Annotated in this window: 25 protein-coding genes; 22 read left to right on the top strand and 3 right to left on the bottom strand. The window is 48.0% G+C overall.

What is annotated here, in order from left to right; translation table 11 throughout:
• Window positions 1-20 precede the first annotated feature (20 nt).
• From D479_RS01785 to D479_RS01760, 6 genes are all read left to right on the top strand, one after another.
• Window positions 21-944, top strand: a complete 924-nt coding sequence (locus D479_RS01785; RefSeq protein WP_008632998.1) for a YegS/Rv2252/BmrU family lipid kinase — start codon at window positions 21-23, stop codon at window positions 942-944.
• 154 nt (window positions 945-1098) lie between these two features.
• Window positions 1099-1563 (top strand): MarR family transcriptional regulator, encoded by a 465-nt coding sequence (locus D479_RS01780; RefSeq protein ID WP_008632997.1) that lies wholly within the window; start codon window positions 1099-1101, stop codon window positions 1561-1563.
• Between the two features lie 273 nt (window positions 1564-1836).
• Window positions 1837-3642: a ribosomal protection-like ABC-F family protein gene (gene abc-f, locus D479_RS01775; protein ID WP_241210902.1), complete on the top strand. Its 1806-nt coding sequence runs from the start codon at window positions 1837-1839 to the stop codon at window positions 3640-3642.
• A gap of 123 nt (window positions 3643-3765) precedes the next feature.
• Window positions 3766-4050 carry a glutaredoxin family protein gene (locus D479_RS01770; RefSeq protein WP_008632984.1) on the top strand — a complete coding sequence of 95 codons (285 nt, stop codon included), beginning with the start codon at window positions 3766-3768 and terminating at the stop codon, window positions 4048-4050.
• Window positions 4051-4144: 94 nt separating this feature from the next.
• Complete coding sequence (locus D479_RS01765) at window positions 4145-4534, top strand: YppG family protein (protein ID WP_008632983.1); 390 nt, start codon at window positions 4145-4147, stop codon at window positions 4532-4534.
• Between the two features lie 63 nt (window positions 4535-4597).
• Entirely contained in the window at window positions 4598-5305 is a 708-nt protein-coding gene (locus tag D479_RS01760) for an alpha/beta fold hydrolase (RefSeq protein ID WP_008632981.1), read from the top strand.
• A 139-nt stretch (window positions 5306-5444) separates the two neighbouring features.
• Here D479_RS01760 and D479_RS01755 read toward each other — a convergent pair whose 3' ends face one another.
• The gene (locus D479_RS01755) at window positions 5445-6302 is read right to left on the bottom strand and encodes a DegV family protein (RefSeq protein ID WP_008632978.1); all 858 of its coding nucleotides are present in this window, start codon (window positions 6300-6302) and stop codon (window positions 5445-5447) included.
• 64 nt (window positions 6303-6366) lie between these two features.
• The gene (locus D479_RS01750; protein WP_008632976.1) at window positions 6367-7281 is read right to left on the bottom strand and encodes a DMT family transporter; all 915 of its coding nucleotides are present in this window, start codon (window positions 7279-7281) and stop codon (window positions 6367-6369) included.
• 219 nt (window positions 7282-7500) lie between these two features.
• On the opposite strand from D479_RS01750, the gene D479_RS01745 reads away from it, so the two are divergent.
• Window positions 7501-8970, top strand: coding sequence for a DEAD/DEAH box helicase (locus D479_RS01745; protein WP_026576979.1), 1470 nt, complete (start codon window positions 7501-7503; stop codon window positions 8968-8970).
• 47 nt (window positions 8971-9017) lie between these two features.
• Here the strand turns inward: D479_RS01745 and D479_RS01740 are convergent, their stop codons facing one another.
• Window positions 9018-9779: a rhomboid family intramembrane serine protease gene (locus D479_RS01740; RefSeq protein ID WP_008632974.1), complete on the bottom strand. Its 762-nt coding sequence runs from the start codon at window positions 9777-9779 to the stop codon at window positions 9018-9020.
• Window positions 9780-9907: 128 nt separating this feature from the next.
• Here D479_RS01740 and acpS point away from each other — a divergent pair, with 128 nt between their 5' ends.
• From acpS to D479_RS01665, 15 genes are all read left to right on the top strand, one after another.
• Window positions 9908-10195 carry a holo-ACP synthase gene (acpS, locus tag D479_RS01735; protein ID WP_008632972.1) on the top strand — a complete coding sequence of 96 codons (288 nt, stop codon included), beginning with the start codon at window positions 9908-9910 and terminating at the stop codon, window positions 10193-10195.
• Window positions 10196-10343: 148 nt separating this feature from the next.
• Window positions 10344-11828: an NAD(P)H-hydrate dehydratase gene (locus tag D479_RS01730; protein ID WP_346773245.1), complete on the top strand. Its 1485-nt coding sequence runs from the start codon at window positions 10344-10346 to the stop codon at window positions 11826-11828.
• Between the two features lie 45 nt (window positions 11829-11873).
• Entirely contained in the window at window positions 11874-12896 is a 1023-nt protein-coding gene (locus D479_RS01725; RefSeq protein WP_008632968.1) for an outer membrane lipoprotein carrier protein LolA, read from the top strand.
• Between the two features lie 144 nt (window positions 12897-13040).
• Window positions 13041-14189, top strand: a complete 1149-nt coding sequence (gene alr, locus D479_RS01720; protein WP_008632967.1) for an alanine racemase — start codon at window positions 13041-13043, stop codon at window positions 14187-14189.
• A 150-nt stretch (window positions 14190-14339) separates the two neighbouring features.
• Entirely contained in the window at window positions 14340-14621 is a 282-nt protein-coding gene (locus tag D479_RS01715) for a hypothetical protein (RefSeq protein ID WP_026576976.1), read from the top strand.
• Between the two features lie 5 nt (window positions 14622-14626).
• Entirely contained in the window at window positions 14627-14977 is a 351-nt protein-coding gene (locus D479_RS01710) for a type II toxin-antitoxin system PemK/MazF family toxin (protein WP_008632962.1), read from the top strand.
• Between the two features lie 214 nt (window positions 14978-15191).
• The gene (locus tag D479_RS01705; protein WP_008632960.1) at window positions 15192-16061 is read left to right on the top strand and encodes an RsbT co-antagonist protein RsbRA; all 870 of its coding nucleotides are present in this window, start codon (window positions 15192-15194) and stop codon (window positions 16059-16061) included.
• Between the two features lie 5 nt (window positions 16062-16066).
• The gene (locus D479_RS01700) at window positions 16067-16423 is read left to right on the top strand and encodes an STAS domain-containing protein (RefSeq protein WP_008632953.1); all 357 of its coding nucleotides are present in this window, start codon (window positions 16067-16069) and stop codon (window positions 16421-16423) included.
• Between the two features lie 2 nt (window positions 16424-16425).
• The gene (locus D479_RS01695; RefSeq protein ID WP_008632951.1) at window positions 16426-16827 is read left to right on the top strand and encodes an anti-sigma regulatory factor; all 402 of its coding nucleotides are present in this window, start codon (window positions 16426-16428) and stop codon (window positions 16825-16827) included.
• A gap of 14 nt (window positions 16828-16841) precedes the next feature.
• On the top strand, window positions 16842-17852 hold the full coding sequence (locus D479_RS01690; RefSeq protein WP_008632950.1) for a PP2C family protein-serine/threonine phosphatase: 1011 nt from the start codon (window positions 16842-16844) through the stop codon (window positions 17850-17852).
• Window positions 17853-17917: 65 nt separating this feature from the next.
• Entirely contained in the window at window positions 17918-18247 is a 330-nt protein-coding gene (locus D479_RS01685; protein ID WP_008632949.1) for an STAS domain-containing protein, read from the top strand.
• A 2-nt stretch (window positions 18248-18249) separates the two neighbouring features.
• The gene (rsbW, locus tag D479_RS01680) at window positions 18250-18726 is read left to right on the top strand and encodes an anti-sigma B factor RsbW (RefSeq protein ID WP_008632948.1); all 477 of its coding nucleotides are present in this window, start codon (window positions 18250-18252) and stop codon (window positions 18724-18726) included.
• Window positions 18698-19477 carry an RNA polymerase sigma factor SigB gene (gene sigB, locus D479_RS01675; protein WP_008632947.1) on the top strand — a complete coding sequence of 260 codons (780 nt, stop codon included), beginning with the start codon at window positions 18698-18700 and terminating at the stop codon, window positions 19475-19477. The genes rsbW and sigB overlap by 29 nt, the downstream gene beginning before the upstream one ends.
• 20 nt (window positions 19478-19497) lie before the next feature.
• Window positions 19498-20073, top strand: coding sequence for a SpoIIE family protein phosphatase (locus tag D479_RS01670; RefSeq protein ID WP_008632946.1), 576 nt, complete (start codon window positions 19498-19500; stop codon window positions 20071-20073).
• A 140-nt stretch (window positions 20074-20213) separates the two neighbouring features.
• Window positions 20214-21858, top strand: a 1645-nt coding sequence (locus D479_RS01665; protein WP_039870451.1) for a Tex family protein, incomplete at its 3' end; no start/stop codon positions are given.

The following is a 21858-nucleotide window of genomic DNA, read 5'->3' as shown; positions in this document are numbered from 1 at the left end:
GGAGGAAGGATGGGATAGTCATGCCTCGATATCAGCGTGGTATTTTCTTATATAATGGAAATAAAGAGGAAGCGGAACTGGATACGGCTTTGCAGCAGACGCTTCCTTCCTTAAGCAGGGAAATTGCAGAGCTTCGTGTCATTCAGACGTTCGAGGTGGAAGAAGTCGGGGAAGTATGCCGCCGCTTCGGAGAGGAAGTGGATGTCTTTCTCATCTTTGGTGGGGATGGGACAGTTCACGAATGTATCAATCACCTGGCGGAACTGGAAAAGCGCCCGGTCATCGGTGTGCTGCCGGGAGGCACCTGCAACGATTTCAGCCGCGTATTGGATACTCCGCAGAGGCTGCAGCAGGCAGCGAAAGCGATCATAACAGGTGAGGAATTGTCGGTGGATGCCGGGAAGACGGACGACAGGTATTTCATCAATTTCTGGGGGATCGGTCTTGTTGCACAGACATCGACGAACATTGATCCGAACCAGAAGAACCGATTGGGTGTACTCAGCTATTTCATCAGTGCCTTCAAGACGATGAATGAAGCCGACCCATTCCGCTTCAAGGTGACGGTGGATGGGGAAGAGATCGATGGCGAAGCGGTGATGGTGCTGGTCATGAATGGGCAGTTCATCGGAACAAGACGGGTGCCGCTTCCTACGATCCATCTTCAGGACGGCAAACTGGATGTGTTAATCGTGAAGAACTCGAATCTGACGTTTTTCCGGGAATTGTTGAACGCGGGTAAACCTTCGGCCGAAGATCGGGAATTCCAGGAGCTTTTCCATCGACAAGGCAGGGAAATCAAGATAGAAACGGAAGCAGAGGAAGCGGTGGATATGGACGGGGAAATTCAGGGAAAAACACCGACGAGCATAGAGGTCCTGCCTGCCCATTTCACTTTTCTCGGTGGGGGACCGGAGGCGCTGCACATCGGCCCGGGAAATTGACCGGAATATTTATTTCCCAAGGTGGGATGGTTTGACAGAGCAAATTTGTTAAACTTATACTATCTACTATTGCAGGCATCGTGTTCTCAGTCCCCGCAGACGATGAGGAGCGGGAACCGGAAAGCCTGATCATGGAAAAGGATGGGCGGACGTCATGAACGAACAAGAGTTATATAAAGAAAAGAAACAAGACCCTTCGCTGAAGCTGTTTGTCGTTATGTCAAAAGCACAGCGGACGATATCCGATCTGGTGAAGGATGATATACAACGCTACGAATTGAACCCGACGGAATTCGGGGTACTGGAACTGCTTTATCATCAAGGACCGCAGCCGCTCCAGAAAATCGGAGAGAAGATATTGCTCGCGAGTGGCAGTATCACTTATGTGGTGGACAAGCTGGAGAAGAAGAAATACTTGGAGCGGGTGCCGTGTCCTAACGACAGAAGGATCACCTTCGCTTCCATTACGGACAAGGGCCGAGAGCTCCTGCACAGTATCTTTCCTGACCATTGGAAGCGGATCGAGTCGATTCTCGGAGGCTTGACCGATGAGGAGAAACGCCAGGCGATCAACCTTCTGAAGAAGCTCGGTAAATACGCCGACGCACAACAGGAGTAGACAATTATCTGATTCTTTTGTAAAATGACAAGTAGACTAAAGACAAAGGAGGTATGAAGATGTTACAGATGCACACGCTTGATTACCAATTGAATTATCTGCGTCGTGCAATTATTCATGATTCAGCTGCCACAGGGACACGTATGTCCAAAAACAGCTGAATAGGAAGGAATGTAACGTCTCATATCTGATCATATAAGAAAGCCAAAGTCAGAGGTAACGGGACCTCTGGCTTTTTTTGTGCTTTTTTCATTTGTCTTTAGGAGGAACGTAATGATGATAATTACATTAAAAGATATAAATAAGATCGTCGGTGGCGAAGTATTGTTTGAAGGTTTGAATACGGAATGGAAGGCACAGCAGCGGATTGGACTCGTAGGCAGGAACGGGAGTGGGAAATCCACTCTGTTCCGGATCGTGCTGAAACAGGAGGATATAGACGGCGGAGATATCTTCATCCAAAAAGGGTTGAAAATCGGTTATCTGGAACAGATTCCATCCGCTTGGGAAGATACAGCGGAATCTTACCTGCGCCAAGCCTTCCAATCCTTGATCCGAATGGAAGAGAAAATGAAGCTGCTGGAAAAAGAGATGACGGACCCGATGAAGCTGGAACGGGCCATAGAGGAATATGGGGATTTGCAGGAGGAGTACACGAGGCTTGGAGGATATGGTATAGATTCCTCCATTCGACAGGTCGCAGGCGGCCTTGGAATCACGGTTCTTCTTAATAGGAGCGTCAATGATTTAAGCGGAGGAGAAAAGACGAAGCTCGGTCTCGCTAAACTGCTTCTCGAAGAGCCGGACGTTCTATTATTGGATGAGCCGACGAACCACCTCGATCTCCCTGCTATCGAATGGCTCGAGTCCTATTTGCTCCAGTACAGCGGAACGGTCTGTGCGATTTCCCACGACCGCTCTTTCCTCGACCGGGTCGCCACGGATATCATGGATCTGGAAGCTGGAGCGGTGGATGTATATAAGGGAAATTACTCTGCTTTCGAAAAGCAGAAGGAAGAGAAGCTGCTTGCCGAATTCCATCAATATGAAGAGCAGCAGAAGAAAATAAAGAAAATGAAAGAAGCCATCCGCAGACTCAGACAATGGGCGAATGAAGCCAATCCTCCGAATGAGAAATTGTTCAAGAAAGCCAAAAGTATGGAGAAGGCGCTGGAACGGATGGAAAAACTCGATAAACCGATTCTCGATCCGAAGAAGATGAAGCTCCGCCTTGATGCAGGAGACCGATCAGGGAAAGATGTATTCGTCGTCCGCAGCCTGTATAAAGCATATCAGAATGATACCATCCTGGAGGACCTTCATCTGCATGTCCGTTATCAGGACCGACTGGCGATTGTCGGGGCGAATGGAAGCGGGAAATCGACACTGCTTAGAATGCTGTTAGGAGAAGAGAAGCCCGATCATGGAGAGATCAAGCGGGCGCCGGACCTTCGAATTGGCTATCTGCCGCAGCAACCGTTAAAAGGGGTGGACGGTGACCGGCGTCTGATCGATTTCTACAGGGAGCAGATTCGTGTGACAGAAGGAGAGGCCCGTCATCATCTTGCTGGATTTCTGTTTTATGGGTACGACGTATTTCGGAAGCTCCGTCATTTAAGCGGGGGAGAACAGATGCGTCTGAAGCTTGCTGTATTCATGCATCTGGATATCCAACTCTTGATCCTCGATGAACCTACCAATCATTTGGATGTGGAATCGCAGGAGGTTTTGGAGGAGGCGTTGAATCAATTCGACGGGACGGTCATTGGTGTTTCTCATGATCGTTGGTTCTTAAACCGCTGCTTTACAGAAACAGCGTACATGATGAATGGACAGTTAAAGCGCCGGATCGGCACGTATGAGGAAACACGTAACGAATGGCTGGAAAGTCTGGATGAGAAACAAAAGAAAGACCCGACACAACCATCGCAGCCGGAGAAGGTGGAACTCCCTCTGGAAGAGCAGATTCAGCAGTTGGAGCAGCAGCTGGAAGAGCGAAAGCGAAAGGGCGGAGAGGATACCGGAACAGCAAAGCTGCAGACGGAAATCGATCATCTTTATGAAAGATGGCTTGGATAGGGAGACAGGGGGGATTACCCTCTGTCTTTTTCTATGGGAATTCAGGAAGGGATTTCATGTTTAAAGCTAAACGGAACGGGTATGAATTAATAGGCGTAAGGAAAGATGTAAGGAGGGAGAAGCTTGGGTAAGCGGAACGTCATCGTGTATACCAGTAATGATTGTACCCATTGTGCGCGTGTGCTGGAGAAGCTCTCGGATTGGAATGTCGAATATGAAGAGAAGAACATTTCTGAGAACAGAGAGTATTTCAAAGAATTACAGAGCAAGAAGATTTATGGCACGCCTGCCACTTTCATAGATGGTGAGAAGATCCTCGGTTTTCAGGAACGTAAGCTGAAGCAAGCATTGAAAATAAGATCAGACGAGACTTTCTTCGTGGACACAGATTCCATGAATTTTTCTTGAAGTGGTGCAAGTGATGGGAAATCACTTGTTTTTTTTACACTTTTTTCGTCTTCTGACATAGGCTGAAGTAAATAATGTAAAGGTGGGACCTGACATGTACCAAGATCCTTACCAAACCTATTCCAATGGTTGGTACTATTATCCGACTGAAACCGCCTATCGTCAGAATAATTATCCGATGTATTCAAACCAGGGAGGTAACTGGGGTTATCCTATGTACACAGATGCTTCCTATATGCCGTACCAGCAGCAACAGCCCTTCATGAATAGTTACAATTATCCGGGTTATACTGAGACCGGAGAACAATCCGCCTCTTTTGACGCTTCCTCGATTCCTAAAGGAGTCATGGGATATTTTCAGAATGAAGAAGGGCAGCTTGATTTCGATAAGATGATGTCGACGACCGGGCAGGTCGTGAAAACGATGCAGCAGGTGAGTCCGATAGTCAAAGGTCTCGGCTCATTCGTTAAAGGCTTCAAGTAACGCGCGCTGCTGCAGTGCGCGTCTTTTTCTATACAATATGATGACAATCTGGAGGAGAAGATGATGACTATCGGATGTTTGTGTATCCACGGGTATACGGGAAGCCCGGAGGAGGTACAACCTCTCGTTGACTTCCTGAAGAAGCGCACGGACTGGGAAATAGCCAATCCGACACTCCCCGGGCACGGAGAAGACTTGGATTTGGAGGGGCATTATTATCAGGAGTGGATTGCGACGGCGGAACTCACCCTGCTTGATATGATGACACGCAATGATAAAGTTTATATTATCGGCTTTTCGATGGGAGGAATGATTGCGGCATACTTGACGGCTAAATACCGTCTTGACAGGCTTGTGCTGCTGTCGGCAGCGGGGAAGTATGTCAGCCTGCCGCAGATGTATAAGGATGTGGCAGAAATGGTGTTCGATGCGTGGAAAGGAGTCCTTTCCTCTAATGAGCTGTTCCTTCGATATAAGAAGAAGTTGAAGGATACTTATTTATTTTCCACCTTCGAGTTTATGAAGTGTGTCCAGTTTACAAGGCCGTACCTTCGTCATGTCCGTTGTCCGGTATTGATCATTCAGGGAGAGCTGGACGGCATGGTGCCGAAGAAGGCGGCGCTTTACTTAGAGAAAGAAATACCGTCGGTGGAGAAGGAATTGGTATTCTTAAAGAAATCGAAGCATTTGATCTGTCATGGCGATGATCAGGAGGAACTTTTCGATGAAGTGCTCGATTTCGTCCATCCTAGAAGCACTGTACCTTCGTGACCGGCCGCACCGGTCTTTCACCTGTAGATTCTCATATGATGGAGTGGATTTATCGGTTTTTCCTGAAAGGGATAAGCTTCTTGAAAGCATGAAAAAAACCGGACGCTTTCCGCGCCCGGTTTTTCCCGGTCAACGATAGTTAGTCGCGGAAGAATGCGATAACGAGACCGCCTTCTCCTGCATAGGTGGAAATCAAAGGTCCGACGTCCATGAACAAACTGTTCTTGAACGGATAGCGGTCCTGGATGGCGCCTAATACTTTCCGTCCACGCTCTTCATCATTGGAATGGGAAAGAGCGATGATGCGGTCTTCGACGTTATGGGCATATTCTCCAATCTGCTCGATGAACCGACGAAGGGCTTTCTTATCGCCGCGGACTTTCTCTGTGACTTCCACCGATCCCTCGTCTTCGCTGGCTCTCATTAAGAGTTTGATGTTTAACGTCTTAGCGATTGCGCCTTTCATTTTATCCAATCGTCCGCCTTTGATGACATTTTCGAGTGTCTTCAAAAGGAACAAGGTCGTCGTCTTCTCAATTCGTTCTTCCATATGAGATACGACTGCTTCGAAAGAAAGTCCTTCCTCAATCTTCCGCTGTGCTTCATGAACGAGCAGGGCGATGCCGCAGGAAGCGGTTTTCGTGTTCAAAACCTTGATTTCCCTGTCCGGCTGCTCTTCAAGCAGCATGTCTTTCCCCATTACAGCGCTGTCGTAGGTGCTGCTGAGTCCCCTGGTCATCGAGAGGACGAGAATCGGCCGATGCGCGTCGATTTCTTTATACGTTTCATAGAAGTCATTCGGGCTCGGGGAGGAAGAACGGGGGAGCTCGTCCGATTGTTTCATCTTCTCGTAAAAGGTAGGGAGGTCGATGGACACCCCTGATTTATAACTTTCTTCTCCAAAATGAATGTTCAAAGGAACGGATTTGATTTCGTATCGATCCATCATTTCCTGCGGAACATCTCCGCCGCCGTCAATGATCAATTGAATCGTCATATAGTCACCTGCTCTCGAATTTATCGTCTTTCTATTCTGACATGAAAGCGCCATCCTGCAAAGGTCAGCTTTTTCCAGTCTTATGTTTGATGCGCTTGGAATACGTAATGGTCGTGCTGAGTAGGAACAACATTAACCCGAAGAGGACGATGCTGCCTCCGAGGAACTGAGACCAAGTTATAAGTTCTCCAAGGAAGAAATAAGCAAGAACCGCCGCGCCGACCGGCTCTAATAAGACAGCCATGGATATGGTTGCGGCGCTGAGCCATCGGATTGTCCAATTGAACAATGTATGCCCGAAGAACGTTGGGATGATGGCGAGACATAAGAAAACCGTCCACTGCCGACCGTCGTACCCGGTGAAGGGAAAAGAGAAGGCCGTATTATAAAGGAATAATGTAGCGGCAGCCGTTCCGTACACGATGAAGGTATAGGCCATTAAAGAAAGCCTCTGTCTCAATTTCTGGCCGAGCAGAAAGTACCCAGTCACCATCACCGCTCCGAGGAGTGCCAGCGAATCGCCGTACAGGGCCTGTCCACTCAGCTGCCAGTCCCCCCACCCGATGATAGCGCTTCCTGTGATGGTGATGATCAAGCTCATCACCGCTCCGGTCGTAAACCTCTCTTTGAAGAAAAGGAAGGTACCGATAAAGGCGAAGACAGGCTGCAGGGATACGAGGACGACGGAGCTTGCCACACTGGTATAGTTCAGTGATTCGAACCAGAAAATGAAGTGGAAGGCAAGGAAAATACCGGAAATAGTCGTCAAAAGCCATTCTTTCACGTGAAGGTGTTTGATTTCATCTATATGTTTCCATACTACATAAGGGGCCATGATGGATACGGCCATCAGCAGTCGGTAAAAAGCGATGATCGATGCGGGGGCATCACCCGCCGCCTTTACGAATATGGCGGAAGTGGAAATGGAAATAACACCGATGAATACAATTAAATAAGGATGAAACGGAGGTTTATTCAAGCGAATCCTCCTTCATAACACATCGATTTTTACTAATTTTATCATTATTGGGTTTGAAAAGCACAGCGGAAATGTGTAGAATTAATGATGTTATATATGTTATGATGAATGAATCTATCAGGCAGATACCAGAGAAGCCTCTCCCGTTTCCTGTGGCAGAAGGCTTTTTTTACATGTATATAGGTAGAAGATTTAAAAACAAAGGAGTATGAAATTACTGTGACAACATTTCAATCACTAGGATTATCAAACCCCATTCTAAAATCATTAGATGTGATGGGATTTGAAGAAACCACACCAATCCAAGAACAGACCATCCCTCTAGGACTTGAAGGGAAAGACGTTATTGGCCAAGCGCAGACAGGTACGGGGAAGACGGCGGCATTCGGTATTCCGATGCTGGAGAAAATCAACAAACAGGTGAAAGCCGTTCAAGGTCTTGTCATCGCCCCGACAAGGGAACTGGCTATTCAGGTAGCAGAGGAATTGAACCGACTAGGTAAAGGAAAAGGTGTCCGTGTCCTTCCGATTTACGGTGGGTCCAACATGGAACGCCAAATCCGCGCCCTGAAGAACAACCACATCGTCGTTGCGACACCTGGTCGTCTACTTGACCACATCCGTCGTAAAACGATTAAATTGGAAAGTGTTCACACAGCGGTTCTTGATGAAGCGGACGAAATGCTGAACATGGGCTTCATCGATGATATCCGTGACATTCTTAAGGCCCTTCCGGAAGAACGCCAAACGCTTCTGTTCTCCGCAACTATGCCGAAAGAGATTCGTGATATCGCGACAACGCTGATGAACAGCCCGGAAGAAGTAAAAGTTAAAGCAAAAGAAATGACTGTGGAAAACATCGAGCAGTTCTTCGTGGAAATTCCGGAGAAGCATAAGTTCGATACTTTGACTCGTCTTCTTGATATCCATGATCCTTCTTTGGCAATCGTCTTCGGCCGTACGAAACGCCGTGTTGACGAAGTTGCTGACGGTCTTCAGGCACGCGGCTTCAGTGCAGAAGGAATCCACGGAGATTTGACTCAAGGAAAGCGTATGTCCACATTGAACAAGTTCAAGCGCGGACGTATTGAAATCCTTGTGGCGACAGACGTAGCAGCACGTGGTCTGGATATTTCCGATGTAACTCACGTGTACAACTTCGATATTCCGCAAGATCCGGAAAGCTATGTTCACCGTATCGGCCGTACAGGACGTGCTGGTCGTAAAGGTAAATCAATTTCTTTCGTCACACCGAGAGAGAAAGACCAACTGCACTTGATCGAAAAGATCACGAAGAAGAAAGTAGAACGTTTGAAAGTTCCTTCTTCTGAAGAAGCAGCGCGTGGGCAGCAGAAAGTTGCGGTCGAGAAGCTTCTGGAAATGATCGAGAAGAATGATCTGAAGAATTACAAGCAGGCGGCGGATGAGCTGCTTCAACAGCATGATTCCACAGACCTGATCGCTGCAGCACTGAAGATGATGACGAAAGAACGCAGTGAAGTTCCGGTTCGTCTATCTCATGTTCAACCGATCAGCGTGAAGAACGCCCAGCGTGATAAGAGCAAGAAGAAGGGCGGCTACCGTGGTGGCGGTAACCGTAACTTCAACAGTAAGAATAAATCCCGCAACCGTAACTTCAACGGTAAAGGCGGAAAACAGCGCAGCTTCCAAAGTAAAGGCCGCAGCTGATAAAAAAACGATCAGCCCTCTTGAGAGAGGTGCTGATCGTTTTTTTTTTATCTGTTCAGCAGGGCTATGAGGACGAGGAACAGGATGATTCCCCCCACGATATATTTCCCTGTCTGCCTGCTGCTGAATTTCTTTTTGCGCCAGCGGTCCGGATCGAAATGAATGTCGCCGTCGTTCCGTTTCGTGCTGCGCCTTACCTGCCAGATGGAGAAGGGGCGGGCATTCCGGAGAACGACAGGAGCGATGGCGAATCCGCCGATCAATCCGAAGAGGTGGCCGAGAATGTTAATGTTCGGTCGGACGAAGGTCATAAACAAACCTAATGCCACAATGACACCGATAATTTGAGAGTTGGCTTGATCGATCAAGTGTTTTCGGTTCCAGACCATGAAGATATAGACCCCGAATATCCCGAAAATCGCTCCTGACGCACCAAGGTGGGCGTAGTAGGCGGAAGGATCAACGATGAACGTTCCGACATTCCCGGCGATACCCGCGAAAAGGTAGAGAGCGATAAATTTCACCTTCCCGAGCATCTGCTCCAGCGCAGGGCCGAAGAGGACGAGAGAAAAGGAATTGAACAATGCGTGAGCGAAGCCGGCGTGAAGAAAGATCGGTGTCACCAGCCGCCAGTATTCTCCGTTAAGAACGAAGACGTTCACTCCCATCCCCCAGGCTTTCCACTCTTGAGCGAATCCCAGCTGCAGGAAGTCCATCAGTAACCATAGGACGAGATGGAGTCCGACTAGAAATGATATGACAGGGTAGAATTTCAGAAATTCCTTAAAGCTTTCTGTACGTACAAACATTCGATTCGTCTCCTTTTAAAGACCTTCTTATTGTCAATGTAGTCATATAGGGTACTTCGTATTCTTTTTTTATCTCCCTCATCATCGGGTATACTGTGTTTAGAATGAAGATAAAGGAAGATGCAGGCATGATAGAAGGAATTGGAATAGACATCATTGAGTTGGATCGTATTAATCAAAGTATAAAGCGAAATCCCCGTTTTGTTCAAAGAATATTGACGGAAAACGAATATCAGCGATACGAAATGCTGAATGAAGGAAGACGCGTCGAATTTCTTGCCGGCCGCTTTGCTGCCAAGGAGGCCTGTGCGAAGGCACTGGGAACGGGAATCGGAAAAACAGGCTTTCAAGATATAGAAATTTCTTCGGCTGAGACGGGGCTCCTCAAGCATCGGTTCGGGGAATGGAGCACTTGAAGATCTGGGTGTCGATCAGCCACAGCAGTCAGCACGCCATTGCTCAGGTGGTTTTGGAAAGGAACACGTGAGGTATAGGCATAAGACATAATTACATAGGTTGTCTCATAACATTGTAATGCGGGTAGGAGGGAACGAATTGGATATTGTGACCGCACATGAAATGTACGAACGGGATCGGTTGGCGATGGAAGCGGGAATAGACGGCAGACTGTTGATGGAGAATGCAGGACGTGCCGTCGCTTATGACTTTCTGAAACGGATCGAACCTCAACAGAAGGTTGTCGTCTTAATCGGAGGTGGAAACAACGGGGGAGACGGTTTCGTCATTGCCCGGACGTTGATGAACCTGGGCTGTCAGACGGAGGTCGTGCAGGTGGTGCCGGATGATAAGATCCGTGGCGACGCTTTGGAACATAAACGGTTGTTCGAGGCGTCCGGATACAGGTGTACGGTCTGTCCGGAAACGGCTGCGATCGCAGCTCTGCTGGAGGAATCGGATATCTGCGTGGATGCGATTCTCGGTATAGGGGTCAAAGGGCGGTTGAAAGAGCCGATCGCCTCGATCACCCACCTCTGTAACGAAGCAGACGTCCTGCGATTGGCAGTGGATATTCCTACTGGAGTCCCCGCAGGTGAAACGGACGAGGAATTCGACGGGTACCGGGCTCACTATACGTCCATCATCGAAGCGCCGAAGCTTAGTGCGTTCCTGCAGCAGACCCAGCCGTTCTATGGCGAATGGTCTGTCGTCGAAATCGGTCTTCCAAAACCGCTGCTTCCGGATATCCGGCGTAGATGGTGGAGGGAGCAGGAAGTTCAAGAGACGCTGCCGAAACGGGATGCTCATGCACATAAGGGAACACATGGAAAAGGGTTGGTCATCGGAGGATCTGCGCTCATGCCGGGTTCAATAGCCATGTCGGCAAGAGCTGCTCTGCGCAGCGGAGCGGGGTTGGTAGCTGTCGGTACCGAAAAAGAAGCCGTTCCAGCCATTGCCTCTTTCGTCCAAGAGGCGACATTCGTAGACTTGTTCCGTGGACAAGTCCAAGGTAATCTGGAAGGATATGATGGCATTGCTGTCGGCATGGGGCTTGGCAGGGAGGATTCCAAAGAATCTCTCGTAGGTGAAATCATCCGGCATGCGGAAGCTCCTCTGCTTCTGGATGCGGACGGTTTGTACCATGCCAAAGCTTTTCTTGAAGCGGTAGGAAGCCGGCAGTACCCGACGATACTGACTCCACATCCAGGAGAATTTGCGCATTTACTTGGTCTGTCTGTAAAAGAAGTGCTGCAATCTCCCTTTTCTCTTACACGTGCATTCGCAGAAAAATACGGCGTCTATCTTGTTCTGAAAGGCCCTTCTACTATCATTACGTCACCGGACGGGCGGCAGCGTGTCGATACTTCCGGTAATGTGGGTCTTGCTAAAGGCGGCAGTGGTGATGTCTTGTCCGGAATCCTGCTTGCTATGATCATGCAGGGGGCGGATGTGCTGGATGCCGTCTGCGACGGCTGTTTTGTTCACGGCCGGACAGCAGACCTTCTTGTGGAATCAGATCGATCGAATGTCGATTTGCTTGCGACGGATGTCATTGAAGGATTGTCCCGAACGTTTCGTACATTCTCATGATTTCGTTCCCTTTGTCCTTAAGTAGAGACAAAGGAGTTGTGTCTTATGCAAAGACGTTTTCTGATTCTACTATTCAGTTTGTTCGTCTTAGGTACACTGGCAGCTTGCGGCACCCAGTCTAAAGAGGATGTTGTCAAGAAGCTGGAGAAGCAGTCGGAGGAAATGGCAGGCTATAAGACCGAAGCAAACATGAAGATGAAAACCGGCAAGGCAGAGCAGAAATACCATATTCAAGTGTGGCATAAGAAAGATGATTTCTATCGGGTGAAATTGAACAGCGACAAGGATGAGAAGGGAAGCCAGATCATCCTGAAGAATGACAGCGGCGTTTATGTGTTGACACCTGCCTTGAACAAGAGCTTCAAGTTCCAGAGTGAATGGCCGCAGAACACGAGCCAGCCTTATTTATATGCGTCTTTGTTGAATGACATCAAGGCAGATGATGATGCCGAATTCACGACGTCGGATAAATATTATGAATTCAAGACGAAGACCAACTACCAAAACAATAAGACTCTCCCTTATCAGAAGATCTTCTTCGACAAAAAGTCTTACCAGCCCGTCATGGTTCAAGTATTTGATCAGGATATGAACGCACTGGTGGAAGTCCAATTCGCCAATTTCGCCAAAGATGATTCCTTGAAGAAAGAGGACTTTGATGTAGATAAGAATATGGCGATGGCACCGACGGAAGCACCTGTTGCGAACATGGAAGGACAAGAGCTTGAAGAAGTGCTGTATCCGGAAGAGACATTCGGTGCAGAACTTGCAGAAGAGCAGGAAGTCAAAACAGATGACGGCAAGCGGATCATTATGAGCTATGCCGGCGAGAAGAATTTCACGCTTGTCCAGGAGAAAGCAGAGGTGGAAGCCGCAAGCGCATTATTCTCCGTACAGGTGAACGGTGACCCGGTTCAGCTTGAAGGCGGCGTAATCGGTGCGATGGAGAATAACCGTCTGGAATGGACGCAGGACGGAACCACGTATCAGCTTGCCAGCAATGAATTGACGAAGGATGAAATGATTTCGGTAGCAAGCTCCATCTATAATGGAGACATGGTGAAATAGTCGCTGGTTGGAGCAGGCTTAACGGTCTGCTTTATTTTTATTTTCCGTACCTCTAAAGATTCCCCCTTATGCGATTTGACAGTCCCCGGCAATCATTCAATAATAGGAAGATACATTAGTTGCAGAGGAGCGGACGTTTTGCCAATGAGTTACTATCGAGATACTTACGTAGAAGTGAATCTGAACCATATTGCACAGAATATCCATCAATTGAAGGAGCGTCTCGGCTCTTCAAAGAAAATCTATGCGGTTGTCAAGGCGGACGCCTACGGACACGGAGATATCCAGGTGGCAGAGGCTGCCTTGGAAGCAGGAGCGGAAGGCCTTGCCGTCGCGATCCTGGATGAAGCGTTGAAACTAAGAGAAGCGGGTGTGACAGCCCCGCTGCTCGTCATGGGCTGGATTCGTCCGGAAGATGCGGCACTGGCAGCCGTCCATGATATCGCCGTCACCGTATTTCAGCGGGAGTGGCTGGATCAGGCTGGAGAGCAGGCATTGGAACGGCCGCTCCGTATACATTTGAAGTTGGACACAGGGATGGGGCGCATCGGAGTACGATCGGAAGCCGAGCTGGATGAAATCCTTCCTTATATCGATGAGCAGCCGAACTTCCAATTAGAAGCGCTTTTCACCCATTTTGCGACAGCTGATGAAGCAGATACGACATACTTGGAGGAGCAGCAGCGCCGCTTTGATGAATTGTTCGCTCATTTTGAAGGAAAATGGCAGGAAAATGTCGAAATTCATACGAGTAACAGCGCAGCGAGCATGCGCTTTCCGGAAAAAACGGCCCATTTTGTCCGTTTTGGTATCAGCATGTACGGTTTATATCCGTCGCAGGATGTGAAGCGGGAACGTCCGATTGATTTGCAGCCCGCGATGTCGCTGCACAGTCAATTGATTCACGTGAAACAATTGGAAGCCGGTGAAGCAGTCAGTTATGGTGCCACGTATAAGGCGCAGGAAACCGAGTGGATCGGCACCGTACCGATCGGTTACGCGGACGGCTGGACGAGGAAATTGCAGGGGATGGACGTGCTGGTTGACGGAAAGCGCCATCCGATTGTCGGAAGAATTTGCATGGATCAACTCATGATTCGGCTGGATCAGGAATATCCTATAGGGACAAAGGTTACCTTAATTGGTAAACAGGAGGATCAGGAGATCTCCGCAGATGACATAGCCGCCAGGTTGGATACCATCAATTACGAGGTGCCTTGTATGATCGGCAGCCGGGTACCGCGTGTGTACGTGAAAGATGGCAGGATCGTAGATGTCAAAAACGCTCTCTGACGCGGATTGGACAATTCTCCCTATGTAAGGATAACAGGTTCCATGATTCACGAAAAAATTCCAACACTCCTTTGCAATGGACACTCCCGTTTGATAAGATTAGAGTGGACTAATTGACTGGTTTCTTTTGAGAGAAGATGGTGGAGGTGTATGGTTTTGTCCGATAGCATGCAGGAGATTGTCATCCGGATTCCGGATAACCTACTCAATGAAGTGGATGGCTTCATTCAACTCGAAAACAGTGATCGGAGCGATTTCATGTGTCAAGCAACGAAAATGTATTTGCGTGAAAAGAAACAGCGTCATATAAGAGAATCCATGCGTAGAGGCTACATGGAAATGGCGAAAATCAATCTCAACATCGCTTCAGAAGCGTTCCAAGCTGAAGAGGAGGCAGACCACACCCTGGAGCAATTAGTGAGCGGGGTGTGAAGCCGGTGATAGTCAAACGAGGAGACGTTTATTTCGCTGATTTGTCCCCGGTCGTGGGATCCGAACAAGGCGGGGTTCGTCCTGTACTCATCCTCCAAAATGATATTGGTAATCGTTTTAGCCCTACGGTAATCGTCGCCGCGATTACTGCGCAAATACAAAAAGCCAAACTCCCTACACACGTAGAAATTAACGCAGAAAAATACGGGTTCGAACGAAACTCTGTGATCCTATTGGAACAAATCAGAACGATTGATAAACAGCGTTTGACCGACAAGATTACTCAACTGGATGAACCGATGATGCAGCAAGTGAACAAATCCTTGCAGATCAGTCTCGGTTTGATCGATTTCTGATCCGTCTAAGCTATTCCATAATAAAGTTGCCTGGATAAAGGTAACTTTATTTTTTTTACGTTTATAGTTTATAATAAGATTTATAAGGGTAATGATGATGGCGTGATTTTTTAATGCGTGAAGGTATGATAATTCGCTTATTTTTGTTAATATTATATTCAAATATTATTAGAACGGAATTATAGAAGGGTAATACAGGCGGAGGTTTGAAAAAATGGACGAACGATTGAAGAACGTAGTAATCGAGTATAGTGATGACATAGTAAAAATGTGGTTGGAAGAAGTGAATGCACATAAGCAGAACGACTATACGTCGACGATTTCCGACGAAATGTTCGAAAGTACAAACAGGGAATTCGTCAATGTCATTTTCTCCAGCATTGAAAAACAGGGGTTGTCCTCCGATTTGGACGATTTCTCGGAGCGGCTGATTAACTTAGGCTGGCCGCTGAGCTATCTGACAGATGGGATGCAGGTATTCCGCCGCGTGGTGACCGGCTTCATCCTGAACCAGTCGGATCAAATAGACTCGGATTATTTCTCCAGGGTACTGAAGGAAGTGGACGGTTGGGTGGATCCGATCATCAACCGCCTTGTTAATGAGTATTCCGGGAGCTGGGAACACATCGTTTCCCTTCAACGTGTCGCTCTTCAGGAACTTTCAGCTCCGCTCATTCCTGTCATGGAAAACATTACGATCATGCCGCTTATCGGAACGATCGACACAGAACGTGCCAAGCTCATTATGGAGAACCTGCTGGACGGGGTCATCAAGCACAATGCGGAAGTCGTGCTGATCGACATTACCGGAGTTCCGGTCGTCGATACAATGGTTGCCCACCACATCATCCAGGCGGCAGAAGCGGTCCGTCTTATCGGTTCCCGCTGCATATTGGTAGGGATACGTCCGGAAATTGCCCAGACCATCGTCAATCTTGGTATCGATTTAGGGAAGTTCCCTACGAAGAGCTCCTTGAGAAAAGGTTTTCAAACAGCGCTCGAATTAACGAATCGCCGGATCGAAGATACACAAAACACCTACGAGGATATTGAGAAATTGATTGATTCGCTAGATAAGGAGTGAGAACAGTGAGAATACCGATTCTGAAGCTTCATAATTATCTGTTGATCTCTATCCAGATCGATTTGGATGATCAGACAGCTATCCAGTTTCAAGAAGACTTGCTCAGTAAGATCCATGAAAGTGGTGCGACAGGGGTCGTCATCGATTTGACGTCTGTGGACATCATTGATTCCTTTATTGCCAAAGTACTCGGCGATGTGGTGACCATGTCCGACTTGATGGGTGCCAAGGTCGTACTGACAGGTATCCAACCGGCTGTTGCCATGACTCTGATAGACTTGGGTATCCATCTCCAAGACGTTCCTACAGCATTAGACTTAGAACAAGGGCTGATTAAACTTCGCCAGGAATTGGAGGAGTGAGTATGGACTTCCAATCCTGTGTCAATATAAAAAAGGAGTGGGACATCGTCGGGGCACGACAACTGGGCCGGGACATTTCCAGGAAAATCGGTTTCGGCACCGTTGATCAAGCGCGGATTGCCACTGCCATATCTGAACTGGCAAGGAACATATACTTATATGCTGGAACGGGGAAAGTATGTTTTGAAGTGATGGAAGATATGAACAAAAAAGGAATCAGGATTGTTGCGATGGACAGCGGTCCCGGAATTAAAGATATCAGCCAGGTGATGGAAGACGGCTTTACGACTTCCGGAGGGCTTGGTGCCGGATTGCCCGGAGTGAAACGATTGATGGACGATTTCGATATCGTTTCGGAAGAAGGGGAAGGTACGGAAATAAGAGTTGTTAAATGGCTCCGTTAGAGGAGGTATAACTGATGAGTACATTGAAGCTCGATTTGGAGAATTATAAGGAACTTTTGCAGGAGTATATTAAGACGAAAGATGAGCAGGCTCTGTATCAGGCAGAGCAGTTCAGTAAGCATTCGATGCAGCAGAATATTTCACCGGAAGAAATCATCAATGTCCACATTCAGTCATTACAAGAAATATACCCGGATATGCCCGAGTATATTCAATCTTCGATGAACTTCCTTTTGGAAACGATGATCTCCTACGGTCTTGCCTATCAGGAGTATCAGTCTCTCAGGGAAAAGCAGCTGGAGCTGAAATCAGAGATATCGGTAGCTGCCAATATGCAGAAGACGCTGCTTTCGACAGTTAAGCCGGAGCTTGCTGAAGTAGAGGTCGGAGCCCTGAGCGTTCCGGCCAAGCAGATGAACGGAGATTATCATCACTTCGTGGATGACGAAAAAGGGAGTCTCGGAATTGCTATCGCTGATGTCATCGGTAAAGGGGTCCCGGCGGCCTTGTGTATGTCGATGATCAAATATTCGATGGACAGCTTTCCTGAAATGCGGACGGACCCGAGCGTCATTCTTGGGAGCCTGAACCGCGTCGTGGAACGCAACGTCGATGCGAGCATGTTCATTACGATGTTCTACGGATTATACGATACCAACGATCACACTTTCTCTTATTCCTCGGCCGGTCACGAACCGGGTTTCTATTACCATAGTGACAGGGACGAATTTGAGGAAATTGACGTTCCCGGCCTGGTGCTCGGCGTTTCACCGGATGTCACTTACTCGCAATATGAAAAGAAAGTGGAAAAGGGAGACATGATCATTCTTCTGACAGATGGTGTGACCGAATGCCGTCAGGGGGAGCGGTTCATCGAACAGGAAGAAGTTCTCCACGTCATCAAACAGTACGCACACCTGCCTGCTCAAGGGATTGTAGACCATGTGTACAAGCATTTCGAGCGTTTGCAGGACTTCCAGCTTCGCGATGATTTCACTTTGATTATCCTGCGCCGTAATGTTTAACGGCCTGTTGGGACGGGTACTATCGATGTGATTGACTTTTTTAGGATCTTAGGAGGGTAAATGGTATGAACTTAACTATAGATGTTACGAATAAAGAAAGTGTTACGACCGTTGTTTTATCCGGAGAGGTAGATGCATTCACCGCTCCTAAATTGAAGGAAACGCTGCTTCCTTTGACGAAAGAACAAGGTCAGGTACTCGAAGTGGATTTTGGAAGTGTCAGCTATATGGATTCTACAGGTCTCGGTGTGTTCATCAGTGCCCTGAAGTCCACGAAGGAACATGGAACGGAAATGAGACTTATCCATATGCAGGACCGGGTATATCGTCTGTTTAAAATCACCGGCTTAACCGAAATCATGACGATTGATTCTACAGTGCAAGGTGGAATGTAATAATGGAACCATTTGATTTTGTCGAAGTGAAAGTACCAGCCAAAGCAGAATACATCGGGGTTGTTCGTCTGAGTACGTCAGGGATCGCCAACCGTATGGGTTTTTCCTACGAAGATATCGAGGATTTGAAGGTGGCGATATCAGAAGCCATTACGAATGCCGTCAAGCATGCGTATAAAGAAACGGGCGAAGGCGAAATTACGATCGGCTTTGGAGTATATCAGGACCGCTTGGAAGTCATGGTGGCAGATCACGGTGGAAGCTTTGATTTGGGCGAGGTGAAAGAAGACATCGGCCCGTACAAGCAGGATGATGATATTGAAGAGCTCCGCGAAGGTGGTTTCGGCCTGTTCCTCATCGATGCATTGATGGACAAAGTTGAAATCAACAGTAAATATGGAGTCATCGTCTTAATGACGAAATACCTCCATGAAACTGGGGTGGGTCAAGATGGCGACCAAATCACAACACCACAATGATGAAGTATATGAATGGATAGCACATTTACAAGAACACCCGCGTGATGAGGTAATACAGGAGAAGATCGTTCTTGTTTATAAAGACCTGGTCGAATCCATCGCTCGGAAGTATTCCAAGAACAGTACGATCCACGAAGATTTGGTGCAGGTGGGGATGCTGGGTCTGCTAGCTGCCATCCGCAGGTACGACCCGGAATTCGGAAAGTCTTTTGAGTCCTTTGCGATTCCGACCATCATCGGTGAAATCAAACGGTTCATCCGCGATAAGACATGGAGTGTCCATGTACCGAGGCGGATTAAGGAACTCGGCCCGAAGATTAAGAAAGCGGCCGAAGAATTGACGAATATGCTGCAGCGTTCTCCTTCTGTGTTAGAAATCGCTGATTATCTGGAAGTTTCGGAGGAAGATGTACTGGAAACGATGGAAATGGGCAAAAGCTACAAAGCCTTGTCCGTCGACAGGAAGATCGAAGCCGATTCCGACGGGAGTACCGTTACCATTCTCGATTTAATCGGGAATCAGGATGATGGATATTCGAACATCGACCAAAAGATGCTGCTTGAGAAGATACTCCCGATCCTGAGCGAACGAGAGCAGGAAATACTGCAGTGTACGTATTTTGAGAACATGAGCCAGAAAGACACCGGAGAGCGACTGGGAATATCACAAATGCATGTTTCCCGACTGCAAAGAAGAGCACTCCGTAAGTTGAGGGAAGCCTTGCAATCTGAATCCATAGAGGTATTCTAGTGGAAAAGGAGAGTAAGCGCGTGAATTTATCTGTTTTTCAAAAAGCGAAAAAAGGCAATTACCACTGCGGAGACAGTTATTTCTATATAGAGACGGAAGATGGTTTCCTTTGCGCCCTTGCAGATGGATTAGGAAGCGGCGAGTTGGCAAAGGAATCAGCGGATGCTGTGATGAAGGTTATTCAATGGAATCCTGATCTAGGAATTGAAGCGCTTGTGAAAAAGTGTAATCAAGCACTCGTCGGCAAACGCGGAGTCGTTCTTGGAATCCTCCGGATCGACTTTCATACAGGAACCTACTCTTATTCTTCGATCGGCAACATCGGTGTCATTACGATTGATGCGGATGGAAAGAGAAGCAGGAATATTCCGCTTGCCGGCTATTTGGCAGGATATCCCCGACCACTGCGGGTAGCCCGCGGGAAAGCAGAGAAAGGTATGTTTTTCCTGATGTTTTCAGACGGCGTCAACGATCGTCGGCTGTCGAGTGAATTGACAAGAACAAGAAGTGTGGAACAGATTACCCATCGTTATCAAGAGCTGTATGGACAGTTTCGGGAAGACGATACGACACTGATTGTCATGGAATATGATTAAACCCCTGGAATCCCATGGTGGCGGGACTAGGGGTTTTTGTGTACCTGTCTATATTTTCCGGCGGCGGTGGCGTGTGGAGCGGCGTAATTTGATACAATGAAGAAGACGCCATTGAAGGAGGTCTTTTTTTGAGTGATGTAATGGTGCAGCCGGAAGTAACGAAACTGGTTGCCGAACAAACCAAAATGAATGAGAAAACGATTAAGCAGGTAATCGCATTATTAGATGAAGGAAACACGGTTCCGTTCATCGCCCGTTACCGAAAAGAAATGACAGGCGGGTTGGATGAAGTACAGATCAAAGCTGTTGAGGATCAGTGGAATTATGTAACGAATTTGATGCAGCGAAAAGAAGAAGTCATCCGATTGATTGAAGAGCAGGGAAAGTTAACCGATGAATTGAAGCGAGACATTGAGTCGGCGTCCCAGCTTCAGAGGGTGGAAGATCTGTACAGGCCGTATAAACAGAAAAGAAGAACGAGAGCCACGGTCGCTAAAGAGAAAGGGCTGGAACCGCTCGCCTTGATGGTTTGGGAGCAGAAGCAGCGCATGGACTTTGAGAAGGAAGGGGAAGCCTTCCTTTCAGAGGAGAAGGAACTTGTTACTCTGGAGGATGTGGAAGCCGGAGTGAACGATATTCTCGCGGAATGGATTTCTGAAGATCCGGGTTACCGGGAGCGCGTCCGCAAGCAGACACGTGATAAGGGAACGATCGAATCATCCGGCAAGAAGACAGAAGAAGACGAGAAGGGTATCTTCGAGATGTACTATGAATACCAGGAACCTGTACGGTCTATTGTCTCCCACCGGATTCTTGCGCTTAACCGCGGCGAGAAAGAAGAGGTATTGAAAGTATCGATCCATCCTCCTGAAGAAGCGATCCTTCAGTACTTGGAGAGGAATGTCATCCACCGGAATACGGTAGGGAAGATGCGGGAGCTGTTGGCTGCGGCCATTCAGGACAGTTACAAACGCCTGATCCAGCCTTCCGTGGAGCGGGAAATCCGTAATGCCCTGTCGGAACAGGCGGAGGAGCAGGCCATTGAAGTGTTCTCAAGCAACCTGCGCAGCCTCCTGCTGCAACCTCCGTTAAAAGGGAAAGTAGTGCTGGGCATCGATCCGGCCTTCCGGACCGGGTGTAAGCTTGCTGTTGTGGATGAAACGGGGAAAGTGCTCGATATCGGGGTGATCTATCCGACGGCACCGAGGAACGATACAGCAGGAGCAGAGAAGAAGGTTCTTCAGTTCCTTAAGCAATACGGGGTCGAGTTGATGGCAATAGGAAACGGGACGGCTTCCAGGGAGACGGAGCAGTTCATAGCAGATCTGATCCAGAAGCATGACCTTGATGCTGCTTATATGATCGTCAACGAAGCGGGCGCAAGTGTTTATTCCGCTTCTAAACTGGCAAGGGAAGAGTTTCCTGATTTTCAAGTCGAAGAGAGAAGTGCTGTATCGATCGCACGACGCGTCCAAGATCCGTTGGCGGAGCTTGTCAAAATCGATCCTAAGTCGATAGGTGTCGGTCAATACCAGCATGATGTGAGTCAGAAGAAATTGAATGATTCCCTTGGTTTCGTCGTAGAGACGGCGGTGAACCAAGTAGGGGTAAACGTAAACACCGCCTCCGGTTCCCTTCTGCAGTATGTATCCGGACTGAGTAAGACCGTAGCGAATAACATCGTGAAGAAGCGGGAGGAGCTTGGGAAGTTCACGAAGCGTTCCGAGCTTAAGGATATTCCGAGGCTGGGAGCGAAGACGTTCGAGCAGAGTATCGGCTTCCTCC

The sequence above is a fragment of the Halobacillus sp. BAB-2008 genome, from assembly GCF_000328325.1.
Lineage (GTDB): Bacteria > Bacillota > Bacilli > Bacillales > Halobacillaceae > Halobacillus.
This window is presented reverse-complemented; position numbering and strand designations above follow the sequence as displayed.

Bases quoted from the DNA above. Each gene is read 5' to 3' on its own strand.
- D479_RS01785 (WP_008632998.1), top strand. From the start codon at position 21: ATGCCTCGATATCAGCGTGGTATTTTCTTATATAATGGAAATAAAGAG.
- D479_RS01780 (WP_008632997.1), top strand. From the start codon at position 1,099: ATGAACGAACAAGAGTTATATAAAGAAAAGAAACAAGACCCTTCGCTG.
- abc-f (WP_241210902.1), top strand. From the start codon at position 1,837: ATGATGATAATTACATTAAAAGATATAAATAAGATCGTCGGTGGCGAA.
- D479_RS01765 (WP_008632983.1), top strand. From the start codon at position 4,145: ATGTACCAAGATCCTTACCAAACCTATTCCAATGGTTGGTACTATTAT.
- D479_RS01760 (WP_008632981.1), top strand. From the start codon at position 4,598: ATGACTATCGGATGTTTGTGTATCCACGGGTATACGGGAAGCCCGGAG.
- D479_RS01755 (WP_008632978.1), bottom strand. From the start codon at position 6,302: ATGACGATTCAATTGATCATTGACGGCGGCGGAGATGTTCCGCAGGAA.
- D479_RS01740 (WP_008632974.1), bottom strand. From the start codon at position 9,779: ATGTTTGTACGTACAGAAAGCTTTAAGGAATTTCTGAAATTCTACCCT.
- acpS (WP_008632972.1), top strand. From the start codon at position 9,908: ATGATAGAAGGAATTGGAATAGACATCATTGAGTTGGATCGTATTAAT.
- D479_RS01725 (WP_008632968.1), top strand. From the start codon at position 11,874: ATGCAAAGACGTTTTCTGATTCTACTATTCAGTTTGTTCGTCTTAGGT.
- alr (WP_008632967.1), top strand. From the start codon at position 13,041: ATGAGTTACTATCGAGATACTTACGTAGAAGTGAATCTGAACCATATT.
- D479_RS01715 (WP_026576976.1), top strand. From the start codon at position 14,340: ATGGTTTTGTCCGATAGCATGCAGGAGATTGTCATCCGGATTCCGGAT.
- D479_RS01705 (WP_008632960.1), top strand. From the start codon at position 15,192: ATGGACGAACGATTGAAGAACGTAGTAATCGAGTATAGTGATGACATA.
- D479_RS01695 (WP_008632951.1), top strand. From the start codon at position 16,426: ATGGACTTCCAATCCTGTGTCAATATAAAAAAGGAGTGGGACATCGTC.
- D479_RS01690 (WP_008632950.1), top strand. From the start codon at position 16,842: ATGAGTACATTGAAGCTCGATTTGGAGAATTATAAGGAACTTTTGCAG.
- D479_RS01685 (WP_008632949.1), top strand. From the start codon at position 17,918: ATGAACTTAACTATAGATGTTACGAATAAAGAAAGTGTTACGACCGTT.
- rsbW (WP_008632948.1), top strand. From the start codon at position 18,250: ATGGAACCATTTGATTTTGTCGAAGTGAAAGTACCAGCCAAAGCAGAA.
- sigB (WP_008632947.1), top strand. From the start codon at position 18,698: ATGGCGACCAAATCACAACACCACAATGATGAAGTATATGAATGGATA.